Origin of the sequence: Mesorhizobium sp. M0292, from assembly GCF_040321695.1 — a bacterium.
Classification (GTDB): domain Bacteria; phylum Pseudomonadota; class Alphaproteobacteria; order Rhizobiales; family Rhizobiaceae; genus Mesorhizobium.
Genome location: NZ_JAMYSB010000021.1, coordinates 58,526 through 77,223, shown reverse-complemented (window position 1 = coordinate 77,223; position 18,698 = coordinate 58,526). Strand labels below are relative to the sequence as shown.

The window sequence follows — 18,698 nt, the reverse complement described above, 5'->3', positions numbered from 1 at the left end:
GCGAATAGAACAGACAGAGAAGAAACGGAACAGGCACAATGGCTACCGAAATCCGCGTTCCCACTCTCGGCGAATCCGTCACCGAGGCGACCATAGGCAAGTGGTTCAAGAAGGTCGGCGATGCCATTGCCGTCGACGAGCCGCTGGTCGAGCTCGAAACCGACAAGGTGACGGTGGAGGTGCCTGCCGCCGCCGCCGGCACGCTGGGCGAGATCACCGCCAAGGAAGGCGAGACCGTCGGCGTCGGCGCGTTGCTGGGTTCGATCTCGGCAGGCGTCGCCACGGCCGCCCCGGCGTCCAAGCAGGAGACCAAGCCGCAAGCTGTGTCGCAGGCGTCGAGCCCCGACGCGGCACATACGACCAGGCAGGCCGCGGCCGAGACCGCCAAGATAGCCGGCGATGCCGGGCCGGTCGAGCCGCGCACAATGCCGCCGGCGCCAGCTGCCGCAAAGCTGATCGCCGAGAACAATCTGTCGGTCGACCAGGTTTCTGGCTCGGGCAAGCGCGGCCAGGTGCTGAAGGGCGACGTGCTCGACGCGATTTCCAAGGGCGCGCCGTCGCAGCCGGCCGAAATTCCGAAGGCCGCACCGGCTCCGGTCGCCGTGCGTGCGCCGTCCTCGGGCGACGATGCGTCGCGCGAGGAGCGCGTGCGCATGACCAAGCTGCGCCAGACCATTGCGCGCCGGCTCAAGGAAGCGCAGTCGACCGCCGCCATGCTGACCACCTTCAACGAGGTCGACATGTCGGCGGTGATGGCGCTCAGGACCAAGTACAAGGACATCTTCGAGAAGAAGCACGGCGTGAAGCTCGGCTTCATGGGCTTCTTCACCAAAGCGGTTACGCACGCATTGAAGGAAATCCCCTCGGTCAATGCCGAGATCGACGGCACCGACATCATCTTCAAGAACTATGCCCATATCGGCGTTGCCGTCGGCACCGAAAAGGGTCTCGTCGTGCCGGTGGTGCGCAATGCCGACCAAATGTCGATTGCCGAGATCGAAAAGGATATCGGCCGGCTGGGCATTGCCGCGCGGGACGGCAAGCTGTCGGTCGCCGACATGCAGGGTGGTACGTTCACCATCTCCAATGGCGGCGTTTACGGCTCACTGATGTCGACGCCGATCCTCAATGCGCCGCAGTCCGGCATTTTGGGCATGCACAAGATCCAGGACCGGCCGGTCGTGGTCGGCGGCCAGATCGTGATCCGGCCGATGATGTACTTGGCGCTGAGCTACGATCACCGTATCGTCGACGGCAAGGAAGCCGTGACCTTCCTGGTCCGCGTCAAGGATAGCCTGGAGGATCCCGAACGGCTGGTGCTTGATTTGTGATCGGAGCTGATCCGTCATGAGCGGCTGGCTGGCGCGGTTTGGGTTCAAGCTGGGTCGAGTAGCGGGTAGCGTATTGAGGCGTTCCCGGCCGGCGGCTTCCGCCGCCATCTCTCCGCCGGCGACCTCGACTGAATGGGATTCGGCGCCGGCGAGCAGCAATCTCGGTGTCTTCGCTCTCAGCGAAGCCGAAATGGCGGAGCGGAAGATCATCGTCACCGCGATCGGTGAGCTTGAGCTACCGACCGGCGAAATCATCGCTTGCGATCCACTGATTACCGGGCTGGAACGGCCTGTGTTTAGCCGTAAGGTCAGGCCGGGATGCTATCCAGTCACGTTGCTTGAGGCGCAAGGCCGTGTTGCTGCAGCGGTATTGCGGTTTGGCACTGGCTTGCCGGTGCGGTGGGAGTTGGCTGCCTTCGTCCGCGACGTCGGCACATCGTCCTGGAAGTCTGGATTTATTGTCGATGATAATGTTGCTTCGTTCATGGACAAGTCGGTTCTGACGCTGATGTCCGAGCAGGAGGAACTCGACAGCTATCTTGCTGACGTTGCATGCTCGTTCGACAAGTTCCGCATGGATAATCCGGTTGATGGAAATCCGCTTAATATAGCCATGTTCGACACTGGCTTCGGTGATGGGAACTATTATTCCTTCTGGGGACTGGATGCGGCCGGCGAGCCGCTGGTCTTGATGACCGATTTCGAGGTGCTCGAAAACGCCGACGGCCGCGAGAGCAGCCCGAGCAATTCATGACAAACATCGCTTCGCCAATGATCGGATTTATGGCCGGGCTGGCTGTTCTCGCAGCGGGTTACGAGGCGCATGCCGCCTGCCCGCTGGCGCTTGCTGTCTATGGCGATGCCGAAAGCGAGGCCGGCATTGATTTCCGGCCGACGACGGATGCGGTCACCGTCACCAACTCGTTCAAGATGGTGCTCGACAAGGGCATCGTTCTCGACGGCATTGTCATGTGGACATCCGGTGTTTCGCGACCGCAAGGGTCGCTGATGTACAAATGCCCGACCGGCGACGTCACCGGTGACGAGCTTGCCGCCTGCACGGTCTGGCATGGCGTCATCTACAGCGCCGACGACAAGGGCAACATCGCGCTCCTGGCGGCGGAAGGCACGGACGCGCCGCAGAGCCTGATCTTCCCCGATCTCGGGCCGTCGCTGCAGATGTCGACGGCCTTCGGCCCGAACGGTTTCTCAAAACTGCCATGGGACGTGTTTCTGCTGAAAGGTTGCCAGGAATGAGCGCGTCCAAGAAGGTGCTTCTGGTCACCGGCGGCAGTCGTGGCATTGGCGCGGCCACCTGCCGGCTTGCGGCAAAGGCGCGCTACCGGGTCGCGGTCAACTATGCCTCGAACGAGGCTGCCGCCAAGGCGCTGGTCGACGAAATCGAGGCGGCGGGTGGCGAGGCATTTGCCGTCAAGGGCGACGTCGGCGTCGAAGCCGACATCGTCGCCATGTTCGAAGCCGTCGATCGCGCCTATGGCCGGCTCGACGCGCTGGTCAACAATGCCGGCGTCGTCGACGTCAAGGCGCGCGTCGATGAGATGAGCCTGGCGCGGCTGGAGCGCATGATGCGCATCAACGTCATCGGCTCGTTCCTGTGCGCGCGCGAAGCGGTCAAACGCATGTCGAGCAAGCATGGCGGCCAGGGCGGCGCCATCGTCAACATCTCGTCCGCGGCGTCGCTACACAGCTCGCCCGGCGAATATGTCGACTATGCAGCGTCCAAGGCGGCGATCGACACTTTTACGCTCGGCCTGGCGCGCGAAGTCGCGACCGAAGGCGTGCGCGTCAACGCGATACGGCCGGGCATCATCGACACCGAGATCCACGCTTCGGGCGGCCAGCCGGACCGGGTCGAGCGGTTCCGCGACATGCTGCCGATGAAACGAGCCGGCACGGCGGATGAAGTCGCGCATGCCGTTCTCTATCTTTTGTCGGATGAAGCGTCCTACACGACGGGCGCAATCCTGAATGTAAGCGGCGGCCGCTGAGCCCCAAGCTAAGGGAAACGAACATGGCTTATGATGTCGTTATCATAGGGTCGGGACCGGGCGGCTATGTCTGTGCCATCAAGGCGGCACAGCTCGGGCTCAAGGTCGCGGTGGTCGAGAAGAACGCCACTTTCGGCGGCACCTGCCTGAACATCGGCTGCATCCCATCCAAGGCGCTGCTTTATGCCTCGGAGATGTTCGCCGAGGCCGGCCATTCCTTCGATGCGCTGGGCGTCGAGATACCGGCGCCGAAACTCAATCTGAAGAAGATGATGGCGCACAAGGACGCGACCGTTTCGGCCAACGTCAATGGCGTCGCCTTCCTGTTCAAGAAAAACAAGATCGATAGTTTCCGTGGCACCGGGAAGGTGGTTGCGGCCGGCAAGGTGTTGGTGACGGCTGAGGACGGCAAGGTCGAGGAGATCGAGACGAAAAACATCGTTATTGCCACGGGCTCCGATGTCGCCGGCATTCCCGGCGTCAAGGTCGACATCGACGAGAAGGTGATCGTATCGTCGACCGGCGCGCTGTCGCTGGAGAAAGTGCCGGGACATCTGGTGGTGGTCGGCGGTGGGGTCATCGGTCTGGAGCTCGGCTCGGTCTGGGCACGGCTCGGCGCCAAGGTCACCGTGGTCGAATTCCTCGACACCATCCTGGGCGGCATGGACGGCGAGGTCTCCAAGCAGTTCCAGCGCCTGCTTTCCAAGCAGGGTTTCGAGTTCAAGCTCGGCGCCAAGGTGACAGGGGTGACCAAGGCCAAAAAGGGCGCCGCCGTTGCGTTCGAACCGGTCAAGGGTGGTGCGGCCGAGACCATCGAGGCCGACGCGGTGCTGATCTCGACCGGACGCCGGGCCTATTCCGACAGCCTCGGGTTGAAAGAAGCCGGCGTCGAGGTCGACGAGCGCGGCCGGGTCAAGACCGACGGGCATCTCAGGACCAACGTGGCCGGCATCTACGCCATTGGCGACGTCATCGCCGGGCCGATGCTGGCGCACAAGGCCGAGGATGAAGGCGTGGCGGTGGCCGAGACCATTGCCGGCCAGGCCGGCCATGTGAATTACGACGTCATTCCGAGCGTCGTCTACACCAGCCCGGAAATCGCTTCGGTCGGCAAGACAGAGGAAGAGCTGAGGAAGGCCGGCATCGACTACAAAACCGGCAAATTCCCGTTCACCGCCAACGGCCGCGCGCGCGCCATGCTGCACACGGACGGCTTCGTGAAAATCCTCGCCGACAAAGCCAGCGACCGCGTGCTCGGCGTCCACATTGTCGGCTTCGGCGCCGGCGAGATGATCCATGAGGCGGCGGTGCTGATGGAGTTCGGCGGCTCCTCGGAAGACCTCGCCCGCACCTGCCACGCGCATCCGACGATGTCGGAAGCGGTCAAGGAAGCGGCGCTGGCGACGTTCTTCAAGCCGATCCATATTTAAGGAAACGCTGGAGGGACAGCACCCCCCCTCTGGCCTGCCGGCCATCTCCCCCTCAACGGGGGAGATTGGACTTCACCGCCGCGTCGCGAGCTTTCAAGTTTCTCACGTTTCTAACCTGGCGCTGTTCGTGAACTGCCGATCTCCCCTCTCGAGGGGGAGATGTCCGGCAGGACAGAGGGGGCGGTGAAGAATCGCGACGCTCGCCGATAGGTGCCCCAAACAAAACGGCCCACTTTTCAGCGGGCCGTTCTTGGCTGGAATCAAGATGCCAGATCAGTTGGCCAGATTACGGGCTCGGCGCCGGAGCGGGCGCGGGTGCCGGGGCTGGCGCAGGAGCCGGTGCGGGAGCAGGGGCTGGTGCCGGTTCGGCGGGCTTCATCGGCTCAGCCGGTGCAGGTGCGGGCGCCGGTGTGCTGGCTGCCGGCGGCTCTGCGGGTGCAGGATGTTCGCCGCTTCTGCCGAAAACATAGTACGCGACAATCGCAAGGATGACGACGACCAGCGCAATCAGCCAGCCGCTGCCACCACCCGACCTGGGCGCTGGATCGTTAGGGTTCGCCATAAAAGTGTCCTCCGTGGATGAAAAGCATCAATCAACACCCCTCAACGCGCAACCGTTGAACGGGTTCATACTAGGCCTTCAAATTGACGAACGCAGGAAAATTCTGATTCGCAACCGCTTGTTGGCCTGTATTTCCCCCGCAAAATCAATCACGAACGAGGTAGAACGAGCTTAGCTGGCCTTTTCCGCCAAAAATAGGGCCAACCGCCTCCGCTTTGCGAATCAGTTGCGCACCGCACAGAGCCGGGCTTACGTGATTCGGCATTCAAGACGGGCGCTGCTCAGTCGACGGCGGTGACGGTATAGCCGGCCTTGCGAAAATCCTCGACCAGGCCTTCGGGGCCGGGAAGATGCATGGCGCCGACGGCCATGAAGGCATTGCCCTTGGCCAGGATCGGTGCGGCATGGTCGGCCATGACCTTGTTGCGGCCGGTGATCATCGTCCGGTCGAATTCGGCGTAACCTGCGTCGTCTTCGTCGGGCGAGATCGAACGCAACAGCGGCCAGAAGGTGCCGGTGTCGCCGCGCTGGTAAAGCACGATCATGGTTTCGTTGATGTCGTTTATCTTGTCGCCGAGCTTCAGGGTCTCGACCAGCCCCTTGATGTGGAACGCAAGCGGCAGCGAGGCCATGGCGCGCAGCTGGCTGGCTGCGGTCTCCAACCCTTCCACCGGCTTGCCATTAGCCTTGGCGTCCTGCGCCAGCTTGACGTCGAGAACCGGTGCGCCGCCTGCCTGACGGGCGACCTCACAGACCGGCAGCGCGACCATGGCCGACAGCAGCCACGGCTTCATCTTGGAGACGCTCGCCGGCGGAATGCCGCGCGCATCGAGCCCTTTGTTCACCACCGCCGCATCCTCCGGCGACAACAGCGACGACAACGTCGTGTTGTCGGTGAACATCATCAGCTCGGGTTCCTTGAGCATGGCCTCCATCATCTTCTGCTTGTCGAGCACGTCGGTGGTCTCGATGATGATGGTGCCGGCAGCGCCATAGGCTTTCCTGGCTGCCGGCGGCAGAGTGGTCACGCGCGGGTCGGTCATGTGCATGGTGCCGAACAGGAAGGATGGCTTTTCGCCTGATTTCTCCAGCTTCCACAACAGGCCCTTGCCGTTCAGCGTCGCTGCTGCTTCCGTCTCGATCCTGGAATAGGTGGCGGGGTCTTCCTTCTGCAGGGCCGACAGCAGATCGGCGCCGGCGCAGGCCGGGGCTTCGGCATGCGCCCTGCCCATGGCAAGCAGCAGCACGATGAGGAAAGACAGGAAAAACAGGGCGTTGAGCGCGACGAGCAGCTTCAGCGACACAAGGGCGGCGCGGTCGGCGATGGCAAGGGCGCGTTTCATGGTGCGGTTCTAGGACTGAAAAGCGGCGAAACGGTTAACCGGCGTGGGGAAATTGTCCTGGACTTATACAGTGTCACGCGCGGGGATGGGCAGATTCGTAGATCTCGAGCAGCCTTGCCGTGTCGACGCCGGTATAGACCTGCGTCGTCGACAGGCTGGCGTGGCCGAGCAGTTCCTGGATGGTGCGCAGGTCGCCGCCGCGCCCGAGCAGATGGGTGGCGAAGGAATGGCGCAACGCGTGCGGCGTCGCGGTGTCGGGCAGGTTCAGCGCCGAGCGCAGCCTGGCCATGTCGCGCTGGACGATGGCCGGGTTGAGCGGCCCGCCGCGGGCGCCGCGAAATAGCAGGCCCTTGGGATCGAGATGGTAGGGACACAGTTTTCGGTATTCGGCGATTGCCCTGAGCGCCACCGGCAGCACCGGCACCAGCCGTGTCTTGCCACCCTTGCCGGTGACGCGCAGCACGGTGTCGGCTTCCGATGCCAGGTCGGCGGCGCTGAGGCCCAGCGCTTCGGAAATGCGCAGGCCCGATCCATAAAGCAGCGTCAGCACGGCGGCGTTGCGGGCGGCGATCCAGGGCTCTTCAGCCAGCTGGCCTTCCACCGACACGACATGTTTGGCATCGCTGGCGGTCAGCGGCTTGGGCAGCGATTTCGGCTGGCGCGGCGCGCGCAAAGCTGCTGCACCCGCGGCGTTGGCGAGGCCGCGCCGTTCGAGGAAGCGCAGCAGCGAGCGGATGCCGGCGAGGCCGCGTCCGAGCGTGCGGGCGCCGGCGCCGGCGTTGCGCCGCGCGGCAAGAAAGCCGCGCAGATCGGCCGGGCGTAAGGTTGCGATGTCGGAAATGCCGGGCGAGCCGCCGCAATGTCCGGTCAGGAAATGCAGGAACTGGCGCGTGTCGCGCTCGTAGGCCTCGACAGTCGCCGGTGACAGCCGACGCTCGCGCGCCAGCATCTTCAGCCAGCTTTCGCGCGCTGCCTGGAGGTCGGGTTTTGCCGGGATGAGAAATTCCTGCATGCCGCCATTGTCAGGCAGCCGGGTTAGGAAGCGGTGAAGAACCTGTCATTGAAATGGCCACGGGCGATCATTGAAATGACGCCGGTAGGGCGTTAGAGCAGGGCAAAGGATATCAGCCATGTCGAAGCCCCAGAACCCCGTGCAAATGGCCGTGATCGGCGCCGCCCACGGCATCAAGGGCGAATTGCGGGTGAAAACCTTCACCGGCGAGCCGCTGGCGCTGGCGGATTATGGCCCGCTCTATGCCAAGGACGGCCGCGCCTTCCAGATCATCGACATAAGGCCGGCAAACACTGTCGTCGTGGTGCGTTTCAAGGGCATTGCCGACCGCAACGCCGCCGAGGCGCTGGCCGGCACGGAGCTGTTCGTCGACCGCTCGATGCTGCCGGACGATGGCGAAGAGGACGAGTTCTACCACGCCGATCTCGTCGGGCTGGAAGTCCGCGACGACACGGATGCGGTTGTCGGCAAGGTGGTCGCGGTACACAATTTCGGCGGCGGCGACATTCTCGATGTCACGCTTGGCGGGCGCAAAGGCGTGCTGATCCCGTTCACGCAGGCCGCCGTGCCGCAGGTGGTGGTTGCCGAAGGTTTTGTCCGTGTCGATCCGGCGGCGGCCGGGCTGGTCGAGGACGAGGATGGCGAGGCGCCGCGCGAAGAAGACTTCGACGCGAAGGGCCGGCCGCGCGGGCCACGCGACGCCGGGGGCAACCGGTGACGTTCAAGGCTTCGGTGCTGACGCTCTATCCCGAGATGTTTCCGGGCGGGCTAGGCCTGTCGCTGGCCGGACGGGCGCTCGAAGTCGGGACATGGTCGCTGGAAGCTATCCAGATCCGCGACTTCGCCAGCGATCGCCATCACACCGTCGACGACACGCCGGCCGGCGGTGGCGCCGGCATGGTGATGCGCGCCGATGTGCTGGCCAAGGCGATCGACCACACCTCGCCGTCCGGCGATCCGCGGCCAAAATTGCTGATGAGCCCGCGCGGCAAGCCGTTGACGCAGGCGCGGGTGCGCGAGCTGGCCGCCGGGCCGGGCGCCGTCATCGTCTGCGGCCGCTTCGAGGGTGTAGACCAGCGATTGATCGAGGCGCGTGGGCTGGAGGAAGTCTCGATCGGCGATTTCATCCTCTCCGGTGGCGAGCCGGCAGCCCTGGTGCTGCTCGATGCCGTGGTCCGGCTGTTGCCCGGTGTGATGGGCAATGCGGTATCAGGCGAGGAAGAAAGTTTTGAGAACGGTCTGCTCGAACATCCGCATTACACGCGACCGCAGGAGTTCGAAGGCAGGCCAATCCCCGACGTGCTGGTTTCCGGCAATCACAAGAAGATCGCCGCCTGGCGCCGCGCAGAGTCCGAGAGGCTGACGAAGGAGCGGCGGCCGGATTTGCTCGCCGCTCAGCCCTTGGCAAAATAGTAGACGGCGAGAAACAGGCCGACGGCGATGACGAAGCCGCGTACTGCGTTTTGCGGCACGCGCTTTGCGATCCAGACGCCGGCATAGCCGCCGAGCGCGCCGCCGGGGATCATGACGATTGCCTGAGGCCAGGCAACAACGCCGCCGGAAACGAAGACCAGTATGGCAACGGCGGCGATGACCACGGCCAGCATGTTCTTCAGCGCGTTCAGCCGGTGATAGTCGCCGGATTGCGTCAGGCCGAGCGTCGCCAGCATCATGACGCCCATGCCGGCGCCGAAGAAGCCGCCATAGATGGCGGTAGCGAACTGCGCCAGAGAACCGGCCAGAGAGCCGACCGTGGCTTCATGCCCAGGCTTCGGCGTTGGTTTCAGCCACGGCCCGGCGGCGAACAAGGCGGTTGCGGCCAGCAGCAGCCACGGCACGAGGGCGCGGAACGACGGATTTGAGAGCGCCAGCAGGATGAGCGCACCAGCCAGCGCGCCCAAAGCCGAGATCAGGCAAAGCAGCAGCGCGCCGCGCCAGAAATGCTTGATGTCGGTCCAGTAAGCCAGCGTCGAGGTGATGTAACCGGGAAACTGCGTCACCGAGGACGTGGCGTTGGCGACGATCGGCGGCAGGCCGGCCAGCGTCATGGCGCCGAAGGTTATGAAGGTGCCGCCGCCGGCAACCGCGTTGACGGCGCCTGACAGAAAACCCGCGAGGAAGAGCAGGACTGCGTCGAAAACAGACATTGTGAGGCCGCCGGACAAGTGTGCTGCTCCCGGATTAGGAAGCTTGAAGGGCCGGCGCAACCCTGCACTGGACGATTGCGTGGTGGCATGCGACCAAAAAAGACAGGGCCAAGGCGTGACAAGTCAGTGAAATAGCTGTATGTGCCCGCCCGTACTGGCGAGAAAAATCTCCCGGACCCGTCAACAATGACGGTGTAGTCGCCCCTGCCCAATGTTTCGAAGACAAGATGTCTCGGGGACAAAGGGCATAGCCGAGCGGTCAATGGAACTGCAAGGCGAGTGTCGGACGCTCTGACTGTCGGAAGAACAAGAAGTGGACTATTGAGATGGATATCATCCGTCAGCTCGAGGCCGAACAGGCCGCCAAGATCGAAGCCAAGCGCAAGCTTCCCGAGTTTCAGCCCGGCGACACCGTGCGCGTCCAGGTCCGCGTGACCGAAGGCACCCGCACCCGCGTCCAGGCCTATGAGGGCGTCGTCATCGCCCGCGCCGGCGCCGGCTTCCAGGAAAATTTCACCGTCCGCAAGATCTCCTACGGCGAAGGCGTCGAGCGCGTTTTCCCGGTCTACTCGCCGATGGTCGAAGGCGTCGAGATCGTGCGCCGCGGCAAGGTGCGCCGCGCCAAGCTCTATTATTTGCGCGACCGTCGCGGCAAGTCGGCCCGTATTTCGGAAAACACCGGCGTGCGCGCCCGCAAGCTGAACGATGAGGAGCGCGACGCGCTGAACGCTGAGAAGGCCCGCATCGAGGCCGAGAAGATCGCCGCCGTGCAGGCGCTGGCAGCCGAGAAGGCCGCGCAGGAAGCCGCCGAGAAGAAGGCCGCCGACGAAGCCGCCAAGGCCGCCGACGAGGCTGCAAAGGCCGCGGAAGCGACCCCGGCCGAATAAGATCTCGACCAAGGATTTTGAAAAGGCGGCTTCGGCCGCCTTTTTTCGTTTCACCAGACTGTGAACGATTGCCGGCCGAGAGTTGCGCCACGGCTGTTGACTCGAATTATCTTGTACACTAAATGATCGTATACAAAGCAAATGGAGAACTGACATGGCACTCTACACCACACAGGCTCGCGTCACCGGCGGCCGCGCCGGCCACGGCGAGACCAGCGACGGCCTGCTGAAGGTCGACCTCGCTTTGCCGAAGGAGCTCGGCGGACAGGGTGGCGCCACCAATCCCGAGCAGCTGTTCGCGGTCGGCTATGCCGCCTGCTTCGAAAGCGCCATCCGCTTCGTCGCGCGCAAGCAGAAGCTGCCGCTGGACGATGCGGCGGTAAGCGCCACCGTCAGCCTGCTTCCCAATGGTGAAGGCTTCAAACTTGGTGTCGCACTGGCCGCGGAGACCAAAGGCCTTGATCAGGCGGCGGCGGAAGCGCTTGTATCGGCAGCGCATCAGATTTGCCCCTATTCCAATGCGATCAAAGGCAATATCGAGGTGGCGCTTTCGACCGTGGCGCTTCCGGCAAAGGCAGCATGACGACGAAGACCGAAACCAGGGCCAGCGAAGTCCCGGCGGACACCGCCGGAAGGATCGCCGTTCCGCGCCTCGACCAGCAGCTCTGCTTCGCGCTCTATTCGGCGAGCGGGCTGATGACCAAGCTCTATCGGCCGCTGCTTGACCCGCTCGGCCTGACCTATCCGCAATATTTGGCGATGCTGGCGCTGTGGCAGCATGCGCCGAGCACGGTCGGCGAACTCGGCGAGGCGCTGGGGCTGGATTCGGCGACATTGACGCCTCTGCTCAAGCGGATGGAAGCGGCTGGTCTCGTCACCCGCCGTCGCGATCCGGCCGACGAGCGCCGCGTGCTGGTCGAACCGACTGCCAAGGGCCAGGCGCTGCGCGCCCGCATCAAGGACGTATCCGCAGGCCTTGCCTGCGCCATGCCGCTGGAAGTCGAGGAGCTGAAGTCGCTGCACCGGACCTTGACCGGATTTGTCGCCAAGCTGCGTGAGGCTACGTCACCATCCTGATCCGTCATCTGACGGGTTCCCGTGTCCAGGAGGGGCCTGGTTTGCCGGCGGCGCAATCACGGAATAAATTCCGACCACGGGGCGTTCTAAAACCGCGTTGGTTGAAGGCATTGGAATCCGCTTTCACCGGACGCTGAGCACCGGACCGGCTTGCAAGCCGTCTGCGGACGGCTAAAGTCGCGCCTGGATTTTCATGCGAGCCCGGCTGCAAGCGGGCTTCTCATCCTGGAGCGTGTCATGACCAAATCGAAGCTGCTGCTGGCCGCCCTCGCGGCCTGTTTCCTCGCGCCCGTCGCTGCATGGGCGGCCGATGCGCTGCCCGATCTCGGCGGCAAGAAGGTCGTGGTGGTGACGGAAAACGCCTATCCGCCGCTGCAGTTCATCGACGCCAAGACCGGCAAGCAGATCGGCTGGGAGTATGACGCGATGGACGAAATCGCCAAGCGGCTGAACTTCAAGGTGGAGTACCAGAACACCTCCTGGGACGCGATGATCCAGGCGGTTTCCGACAACCAGTACAACATTGGCATGACCGGCATCACCATCAAGGACGACCGAAAGGAGAAGGTCGATTTCTCCGACCCCTATATGCGTTCGGAGCAGTTCATGCTGGTGCGCGCCGATGAAAGCCGCTTCACCGACGCCAAGACCTTCGCCGCCTTCAAGGACGGGTTGATCGGCGCGCAGGCCGGAACGACGCCGTTCTACACCGCCGTCTACAGCGTGCTCGACGGCAATGAGCAGAACCCGCGCATCAAGCAGTTCGAGACCTTCGGCGCTTCGGTGCAGGCACTGAAATCCGGCGACGTCGATGTCGTCCTGACCGACGGCACCGCCGGCAAAGGCTATGTCGATGCCTCCGGCGGCAAGCTCAAGCTGATCGGCGGCCCGCTCGGCACCGAGGAGTTTGGCTTCATCTTCCCGAAGGGCTCGGACCTGGTGAAGCCGGTCAACGCGGCGATCGCGGCGCTGAAGGCCGACGGCACGATCGAGGCGCTGAACAAGAAGTGGTTTCTCGACTACAAGATGGGGCAGTAGGCCGTCTTGGCGCGACGGCCGCTGACCCCCCTTGCGGGGGAGATGCCCGGCAGGGCAGAGGGGGGTGTGAAGGATCGCCTCCCTTTTGTTTTGAGCTTTTCCAAAGAGGCCAAAGGTTGTGACTGTAACCGTTTGACAGGTTGGAGGGACAGCACCCCCCTCTGTCCTGCCGGACATCTCCCCCGCAAGGGGGGAGATCGGCAGATCTTGCGAGCGCAGCTGTTCACCAGCGTTGGGCATTGATGCTCGCCTCAACCCCAAAATCCGATTTCCCCTGGTGGCTTGCCGCCGCGATCGCGCTCGCCGTCGTCGCTGCGCTCTCCATTGCCGCCAGCGATCTCTACGCCCAGGTTTTTGCCACCGTCGCCAAAGGCATCGGCATCACCATTCTTGTCACCGTGGTCGCCTTCGCGCTGGCTTCCGCCGTCGGGCTCGGCATTGCGCTGATGGGGTTGTCGGGGTCGCGTTGGCTCAAGCAGATCGCTCGTTTCTATGTCGAGATCATCCGCGGCGTGCCGATCCTGGTGCTGTTGTTCTGGATCGCCTTCGCCGGCGCGCCGGCCTTCGTGGCTGCGTGGAATGCGCTGACCGCGCCGCTGCAAAACGCCGGCTATCTCGGCGAGCTTTTGGTGCGCGACGTGTCGCTGTTGTGGCGTGCAATCATGGCGCTGACCATCGGTTATTCCGCCTTCATCTCCGAGGTTTTTCGCGCGGGCATCCAGTCGGTCGAGAAAGGCCAGATCGAGGCTGCCAAGGCGCTCGGGCTGACGCGCACGCAGCGCTTCCGGCTGATCGTCTTCCCACAGGCGATCCGCACCATCCTGCCGCCGCTCGGCAATGACTTCGTCGCCATGGTCAAGGATTCCTCGCTGGTCTCGGTGCTCGGCGTCGCCGACATCACGCAGATGGGCAAGATCTACGCCGCCGGCTCGTTCCGCTTCTTCGAGACCTATTCGATCGTCGCCTATATCTATCTCATCCTCACCGTCAGCCTGTCGCTGGCGCTGCGGGGGCTGGAGCAACGACTGCGGCGGGCGCAGCAGGAATAGAAGTCCGACGCGGGCACGGCTACGATCGCGGAGGACAGGATTCCGGAGGATGCAGGCGATGACGATCGACAAGGCCAATGCGGCGCTGGGCACCGTCTATTCGGCCGACAGGCCGGAAGGGCTGGCCAAGGCCTATGCGGACTGGGCCGCGACCTATGACAGCGAAACCGCTTCGCTAGGCTATCTGCTGCCGTTCCTGATCACCGCCTGGGTGGCGCGCCATGTGCAGGTGGGCGAAGGACCGCTGCTCGACGCCGGCTGCGGCACCGGCCTGTCGGGCCCGTCATTGAAGGCGCTGGGTTATCACGACATTGCCGGGCTCGACCTCTCCGACGACATGCTGAAGATCGCCGGCAGCCGCAATGCCTATGGCGATCTGAAGCAGGCAATGCTCGGCGGGCCGCTGCCCTGGCCAGACGGGCATTTCCGCGCCTTCTTCTCGACTGGCGTGTTCACCATCAGCCATGCGCCGGCGTCCGGCCTGCACGAGCTTGTCCGCATCACCAGAAAAGGCGGCCACGCCATCTTCACCGTGCGCGACCAGGTGTTTGACAGCGGCGGCTTCCAGGCCGTGTTCGACGGGCTGGAGCGGGCCGGGAAATGGCGGCCGGCCGAGCAAAGCCCATGGTTCCGCTGCTATGCGATCGCCGAGCCGGACGCGCTGGTGAAGACTTTTGTGTTCGAGGTGCTTTGAGCGCCGCCCTCTTCGCCTTCTCTCACAAGGGGAGAAGCGAAAACACGCCGCAATTGCCGAAAAGCCAAAACATTGGTATGAGCCACGCCATGGAAGAGCTTTTTGGCGATCCGGCCTATAAGGGTTTCGTGCTGCAGGACAGAAAACGCCTGCCGTCGCGTTTCTCTTCGCGCATTTCCGGCGCGCTCACCAGCCGACTTAGCTAAGCCGCTTTCGCCGGGCCGAAGGCTTAGGCGCGTCTGCCCCTCCCCTTTTTTGCAAATCGACGGATTTACGCACATGAGCGCACCGCGCACCCTCTACGACAAGATATTCGACGACCACGTCGTCGACCGCCAGGATGATGGCACCTGTCTGCTCTACATCGACCGCCATCTCGTCCATGAAGTGACCAGCCCGCAGGCCTTCGAAGGTCTGCGCATGACCGGCAGAAAAGTCCGGCATCCGGAAAAGACGCTGGCCGTGGTCGATCATAATGTCTCGACCTCGCCGGAGCGCAAATTCGGCATCAAGAACGAGGAAAGCCGCATCCAGGTCGAGGCCTTGGCCAAGAACGCTAGGGATTTCGGTGTCGAATATTACTCCGAGAACGATATCCGCCAAGGCATCGTCCACATCATCGGGCCGGAGCAGGGCTTCACGCTGCCTGGCATGACGATCGTCTGCGGCGACAGCCACACCTCGACGCATGGCGCCTTCGGCGCACTGGCGCATGGCATCGGCACCTCCGAGGTCGAGCATGTGCTGGCGACGCAGACGCTGATCCAGCGGAAGGCCAAGAACATGCTGGTGCGTGTCGATGGCCAGTTGCCGGAAGGCGTCACCGCCAAGGACATTATCCTCGCCATCATCGGCGAGATCGGCACCGCCGGCGGCACCGGCTATGTCATCGAATATGCCGGTGAGGCGATCCGCGCGCTGTCGATGGAAGGCCGCATGACGATCTGCAACATGTCGATCGAGGGCGGCGCGCGCGCCGGCCTGATCGCGGCCGACGAAATCACCTTCGCCTATGTCAAGGGCAAGCCGCGCGCGCCGAAGGGCGCGTCGTGGGACGCCGCGCTCGAATACTGGAAGACGCTGCAGTCCGACGAGGGCGCGCATTTCGACAAGGTGATCGTGCTCGACGCGGCCAAGCTGCCGCCGATCGTCTCCTGGGGTTCCTCGCCCGAGGACGTCGTTTCGGTGCAGGGCGTCGTTCCCAATCCGGAAGAGATCACGGACGAGAACAAGCGGACGTCAAAGATCCGCGCGCTCGACTATATGGGGCTGACGCCGGGCACGAAGATCACCGACATCACGCTCGACCGCGTCTTCATCGGCTCCTGCACCAATGGCCGCATCGAGGATCTGCGTGCGGTGGCCAAGGTGGTCGAAGGCAAGACGGTGAGTGCGCATGTCGATGCGATGATCGTGCCGGGCTCCGGTCTGGTCAAGGAACAGGCGGAGGCCGAGGGTCTCGACAAGATCTTCATTGCCGCCGGTTTCGACTGGCGCGAGCCGGGCTGCTCGATGTGCCTGGCCATGAACGACGACCGGCTGAAGCCGCATGAGCGCTGCGCCTCGACCTCGAACCGCAATTTCGAAGGCCGGCAGGGCTTCAAGGGCCGCACCCATCTGGTATCGCCGGCCATGGCGGCGGCGGCGGCGATCGCCGGCCATTTCGTCGACATCCGCGACTGGAAATAGCGCAGACTGGTTCAAGCCTGATCTGAGCGTATGCAAAACCCCGAACGGCAAAACCGTTCGGGGTTTTGTTTAAAGCGCGCCGCTCTAAGACCCTTGGGGTATTATGCCCTAGCCGGCACGCCGGATGATTTCATGAAATTCCTCCCGGCTGCCGGGTTCGTCGGCCGCGACCACCAGCGCCAGTTCGCGCTCGTCGAAGATCTTGAACCACTCGTCCCATTCGACCAGCTCGTAGCCGCCTGCGTTGACCGGGCGTTCAGGCTGATCCTGGTCCTGATAGGCGTGCTGGCCGAAGACGAGCCTCAGCAACGGCTGCGTTCCGGTTTCGGGCGATACATCGACGATCGCCGGAAATCCGGCGCGCCCTGCGGCCCATGAGCGAATTGCTTCGTGATCGGTCAGCGTGATCGTGTCGGCCATGAACAACTTCTCCTTGATTGCTGTCAGGAAACGCCGGCCTCAGGTCCCGGTTCCGTGCACCAGCTTCATGAGTGGCGACTTGCATATTCGTCCCGGCTTAACCGCTTGTTGGGGCTTGCGCTCTAAGGTCTTCCCGGACGTCAAGCGGGAAGTCACCGTCCTTTGGACACCGGCCTGTTCATAGCGCTGCTCAATCCGACGATCGCGCTGGCGCTCGGCGCGGCGTTCCTCGTGCTATGGTTCTATCAGCGCCACCGGCCCTATCTGGCTGTGCTCGGCACGAGCTATTGCGTGTCCGCGCCCGGCTTCCTGCTGCAGTATTTCACGCTGCCCGGCGGCATGGTGCTGACCAAGCTGGTCTCCAACCTCTGCTTCACGCTCGCCGCCTGCTGCCTCGTCGGTGCGATCATCTCGCGCTACGGCAGGCGCGTGCCCTATATCGCGATCGGCATTCTGGCGGCTGGCGGGATGGTCGCATTCTGCTGGTTCCTGTTCGTCCAGCCGGACTTAACTTGGCGCATCCTGTCGATCAATTTCGGCTTTGGCGGCCTCAGCCTGCTGGTCGCCGCCGAGCTGCGCGCCGTGCGCAAGAACGGCCCGACGGAAAAAATCCTGTTCGTACTGTCGCTGCTGTCCGGGCTGAACTTCATCGGCCGCACGCTGCTCGTCGTCATCTCGCACGGGCCGTTCACCAGCTATGACGGGTTTTATGGCTCGTCCTACTGGACGACGGCGCTTTTGACGCACGCGCTGCTGTCGTTGCTGATCGCGCTCTGCCTGTTCTCGGCAGCTGCGCTCGACGTGATGAAGGCGCTGAAGATCGAGACGCACACCGATCCGCTGTCTGGCCTGCTCAACCGCAGGGGTTTCGAGGAGCGCGCCTTGCTGGTGCTGCAGCATTGCGCTGTTACCAAGGTGCCGGTCGCGCTGGTGCTGGCCGATCTCGATCACTTCAAGGCGCTCAACGACAAATACGGACATGCCGCGGGCGACCAGGTGATCGCCGACTTCGCCGCCAAGCTTCGCGCGGCCGCCGGCACGCGTGCGGTTGCCGGCCGCATCGGCGGCGAGGAGTTCGCCGTGCTTCTGTCGCTGAGCGATCTTGCCACGGCGCGGCTGTTTGCCGAAGCCGTGCGCACGCACTATTCGGCCGGCAGTATCGACGGGTTGCCGCCGGGCACCAGGGTGACCGCGAGCTTCGGCGTCGCGGCGCGCACCGGCGACGAAGGGCTGGAGCCGCTGATGCGGCGCGCCGACGAAGCGCTCTACAAGGCCAAGAAGAACGGCCGCGACAGTGTGCGATTGTCCTATGAGCGGGCGGAAACGGTGTTCATCCCGGATACAGGCAGCGTCGGTTAGCGTCTCGCTTAAACGGCCTCTCGGCCGTGCCGGATCATCAGCGGCAAGGGCTGAGGTTGGGCATTTCGCCATCGGAGAGGCCGTACATATAGGAGCGGCCCTTCACGAACACTGGCGGCTGGTAGCAGCCACGCCTGGAGATGTGATCCGCCTCGTCTTCATAAAGGACTTCCGGTTCCGCTTCCGGCTGCCCGGCGCTGGTGTAGTCGGACAATTTCTTGGCCAGCCTGCCTTGGCCGACAATGATGCGCTTGTAGCCGGCGGCGCTGTCGATGACGAGATTGCCCAGGGAATCGGCATAGACGCGGTCATGATGGCGCGACCAGGCCATTGCCGGGGCGGCGAAGCCGAGACTGGCTGTCGCCAGCACAAGCGCCGCAAGGCGCGCTCTTCCTGAATTCGAAAGCATGGTGTCCTCTCTGCTGTGGACCCGATCGAATCTGAAATTAACGTTTTCTTAACCTTTGTTAAGAGGGCAGGCGCATCCGGCGGCGATCTCTCGCCAAACATGGTTAATATCCGACGGGATGGAAAACCCGGGCGTCATCATTCGGCCATGCTTGCCCGCACCATCGGCCGCGACGCACACAACTACGCTGACGTCGGGTGAGCTTGATCTTGGTGGAACATCGCGGCTAGTTAGCCGCGCAG

21 protein-coding genes are annotated in these 18,698 nt (G+C 63.6%); 16 read left to right on the top strand and 5 right to left on the bottom strand.

All coding sequences use genetic code 11. The features are described from left to right. The first annotated feature begins 38 nt into the window (after positions 1–38). From odhB to lpdA, 5 genes are read left to right on the top strand one after another with little or no spacing between them, the layout of a single operon-like run. Positions 39–1,331, top strand: coding sequence for a 2-oxoglutarate dehydrogenase complex dihydrolipoyllysine-residue succinyltransferase (odhB, locus tag NKI96_RS25540; protein WP_023670535.1), 1,293 nt, complete (start codon positions 39–41; stop codon positions 1,329–1,331). Between the two features lie 16 nt (positions 1,332–1,347). Beyond that, entirely contained in the window at positions 1,348–2,085 is a 738-nt protein-coding gene (locus tag NKI96_RS25535) for a DUF4241 domain-containing protein (RefSeq protein ID WP_050485860.1), read from the top strand. After that, positions 2,082–2,588: a hypothetical protein gene (locus NKI96_RS25530; RefSeq protein ID WP_023736766.1), complete on the top strand. Its 507-nt coding sequence runs from the start codon at positions 2,082–2,084 to the stop codon at positions 2,586–2,588. The genes NKI96_RS25535 and NKI96_RS25530 overlap by 4 nt, the downstream gene beginning before the upstream one ends. Further along, the gene (locus NKI96_RS25525) at positions 2,585–3,340 is read left to right on the top strand and encodes an SDR family oxidoreductase (RefSeq protein ID WP_023683871.1); all 756 of its coding nucleotides are present in this window, start codon (positions 2,585–2,587) and stop codon (positions 3,338–3,340) included. Before NKI96_RS25530 ends, NKI96_RS25525 begins: the two co-directional genes overlap by 4 nt. A 23-nt stretch (positions 3,341–3,363) precedes the next feature. After that, the gene (lpdA, locus tag NKI96_RS25520) at positions 3,364–4,770 is read left to right on the top strand and encodes a dihydrolipoyl dehydrogenase (RefSeq protein ID WP_023683872.1); all 1,407 of its coding nucleotides are present in this window, start codon (positions 3,364–3,366) and stop codon (positions 4,768–4,770) included. A gap of 843 nt (positions 4,771–5,613) precedes the next feature. Here lpdA and NKI96_RS25515 read toward each other — a convergent pair. Then, entirely contained in the window at positions 5,614–6,675 is a 1,062-nt protein-coding gene (locus NKI96_RS25515; protein ID WP_023752708.1) for a TraB/GumN family protein, read from the bottom strand. 73 nt (positions 6,676–6,748) lie between these two features. After that, complete coding sequence (locus NKI96_RS25510) at positions 6,749–7,687, bottom strand: tyrosine recombinase XerC (protein ID WP_023670529.1); 939 nt, start codon at positions 7,685–7,687, stop codon at positions 6,749–6,751. A 118-nt stretch (positions 7,688–7,805) separates the two neighbouring features. On the opposite strand from NKI96_RS25510, the gene rimM reads away from it, so the two are divergent. Together rimM and trmD are read left to right on the top strand one after the other, a co-directional pair. Next, entirely contained in the window at positions 7,806–8,405 is a 600-nt protein-coding gene (gene rimM / locus NKI96_RS25505; protein ID WP_023814767.1) for a ribosome maturation factor RimM, read from the top strand. Continuing rightward, on the top strand, positions 8,402–9,100 hold the full coding sequence (trmD, locus tag NKI96_RS25500; RefSeq protein WP_023670527.1) for a tRNA (guanosine(37)-N1)-methyltransferase TrmD: 699 nt from the start codon (positions 8,402–8,404) through the stop codon (positions 9,098–9,100). Before rimM ends, trmD begins: the two co-directional genes overlap by 4 nt. On the opposite strand, the gene NKI96_RS25495 is transcribed toward trmD, so the two are convergent. After that, a complete protein-coding gene (locus NKI96_RS25495; RefSeq protein ID WP_023683874.1) occupies positions 9,082–9,834 on the bottom strand; it encodes a sulfite exporter TauE/SafE family protein in 753 nt (250 codons plus the stop codon). The two genes, trmD and NKI96_RS25495, sit on opposite strands and share 19 nt — an antisense overlap. 326 nt (positions 9,835–10,160) lie before the next feature. On the opposite strand from NKI96_RS25495, the gene rplS reads away from it, so the two are divergent. From rplS to leuC, 8 genes are all read left to right on the top strand, one after another. Then, positions 10,161–10,721 (top strand): 50S ribosomal protein L19, encoded by a 561-nt coding sequence (gene rplS / locus NKI96_RS25490; protein ID WP_023670525.1) that lies wholly within the window; start codon positions 10,161–10,163, stop codon positions 10,719–10,721. Between the two features lie 154 nt (positions 10,722–10,875). Further along, positions 10,876–11,304 (top strand): organic hydroperoxide resistance protein, encoded by a 429-nt coding sequence (locus NKI96_RS25485; RefSeq protein ID WP_023694503.1) that lies wholly within the window; start codon positions 10,876–10,878, stop codon positions 11,302–11,304. After that, positions 11,301–11,798 carry a MarR family winged helix-turn-helix transcriptional regulator gene (locus NKI96_RS25480; protein ID WP_023683877.1) on the top strand — a complete coding sequence of 166 codons (498 nt, stop codon included), beginning with the start codon at positions 11,301–11,303 and terminating at the stop codon, positions 11,796–11,798. Before NKI96_RS25485 ends, NKI96_RS25480 begins: the two co-directional genes overlap by 4 nt. Positions 11,799–12,035: 237 nt before the next feature. Further along, positions 12,036–12,836 carry a transporter substrate-binding domain-containing protein gene (locus tag NKI96_RS25475; protein WP_023694502.1) on the top strand — a complete coding sequence of 267 codons (801 nt, stop codon included), beginning with the start codon at positions 12,036–12,038 and terminating at the stop codon, positions 12,834–12,836. A gap of 242 nt (positions 12,837–13,078) precedes the next feature. After that, positions 13,079–13,885 (top strand): amino acid ABC transporter permease, encoded by an 807-nt coding sequence (locus NKI96_RS25470; protein ID WP_023694501.1) that lies wholly within the window; start codon positions 13,079–13,081, stop codon positions 13,883–13,885. A 58-nt stretch (positions 13,886–13,943) separates the two neighbouring features. Next, complete coding sequence (locus NKI96_RS25465; protein WP_023807688.1) at positions 13,944–14,579, top strand: class I SAM-dependent DNA methyltransferase; 636 nt, start codon at positions 13,944–13,946, stop codon at positions 14,577–14,579. Further along, the gene (locus tag NKI96_RS25460; protein WP_196813720.1) at positions 14,576–14,785 is read left to right on the top strand and encodes a hypothetical protein; all 210 of its coding nucleotides are present in this window, start codon (positions 14,576–14,578) and stop codon (positions 14,783–14,785) included. The genes NKI96_RS25465 and NKI96_RS25460 overlap by 4 nt, the downstream gene beginning before the upstream one ends. A 73-nt stretch (positions 14,786–14,858) precedes the next feature. Beyond that, on the top strand, positions 14,859–16,268 hold the full coding sequence (leuC, locus tag NKI96_RS25455) for a 3-isopropylmalate dehydratase large subunit (RefSeq protein WP_023694499.1): 1,410 nt from the start codon (positions 14,859–14,861) through the stop codon (positions 16,266–16,268). Between the two features lie 108 nt (positions 16,269–16,376). Here leuC and NKI96_RS25450 read toward each other — a convergent pair whose 3' ends face one another. Further along, on the bottom strand, positions 16,377–16,688 hold the full coding sequence (locus tag NKI96_RS25450) for a hypothetical protein (RefSeq protein WP_023670517.1): 312 nt from the start codon (positions 16,686–16,688) through the stop codon (positions 16,377–16,379). A 162-nt stretch (positions 16,689–16,850) separates the two neighbouring features. Here NKI96_RS25450 and NKI96_RS25445 point away from each other — a divergent pair, with 162 nt between their 5' ends. After that, complete coding sequence (locus NKI96_RS25445) at positions 16,851–18,047, top strand: GGDEF domain-containing protein (protein ID WP_352806810.1); 1,197 nt, start codon at positions 16,851–16,853, stop codon at positions 18,045–18,047. Between the two features lie 37 nt (positions 18,048–18,084). Here NKI96_RS25445 and NKI96_RS25440 read toward each other — a convergent pair whose 3' ends face one another. Further along, positions 18,085–18,456, bottom strand: coding sequence for a hypothetical protein (locus tag NKI96_RS25440; RefSeq protein ID WP_023687709.1), 372 nt, complete (start codon positions 18,454–18,456; stop codon positions 18,085–18,087). Between the last annotated feature and the right edge of the window lie 242 nt (positions 18,457–18,698).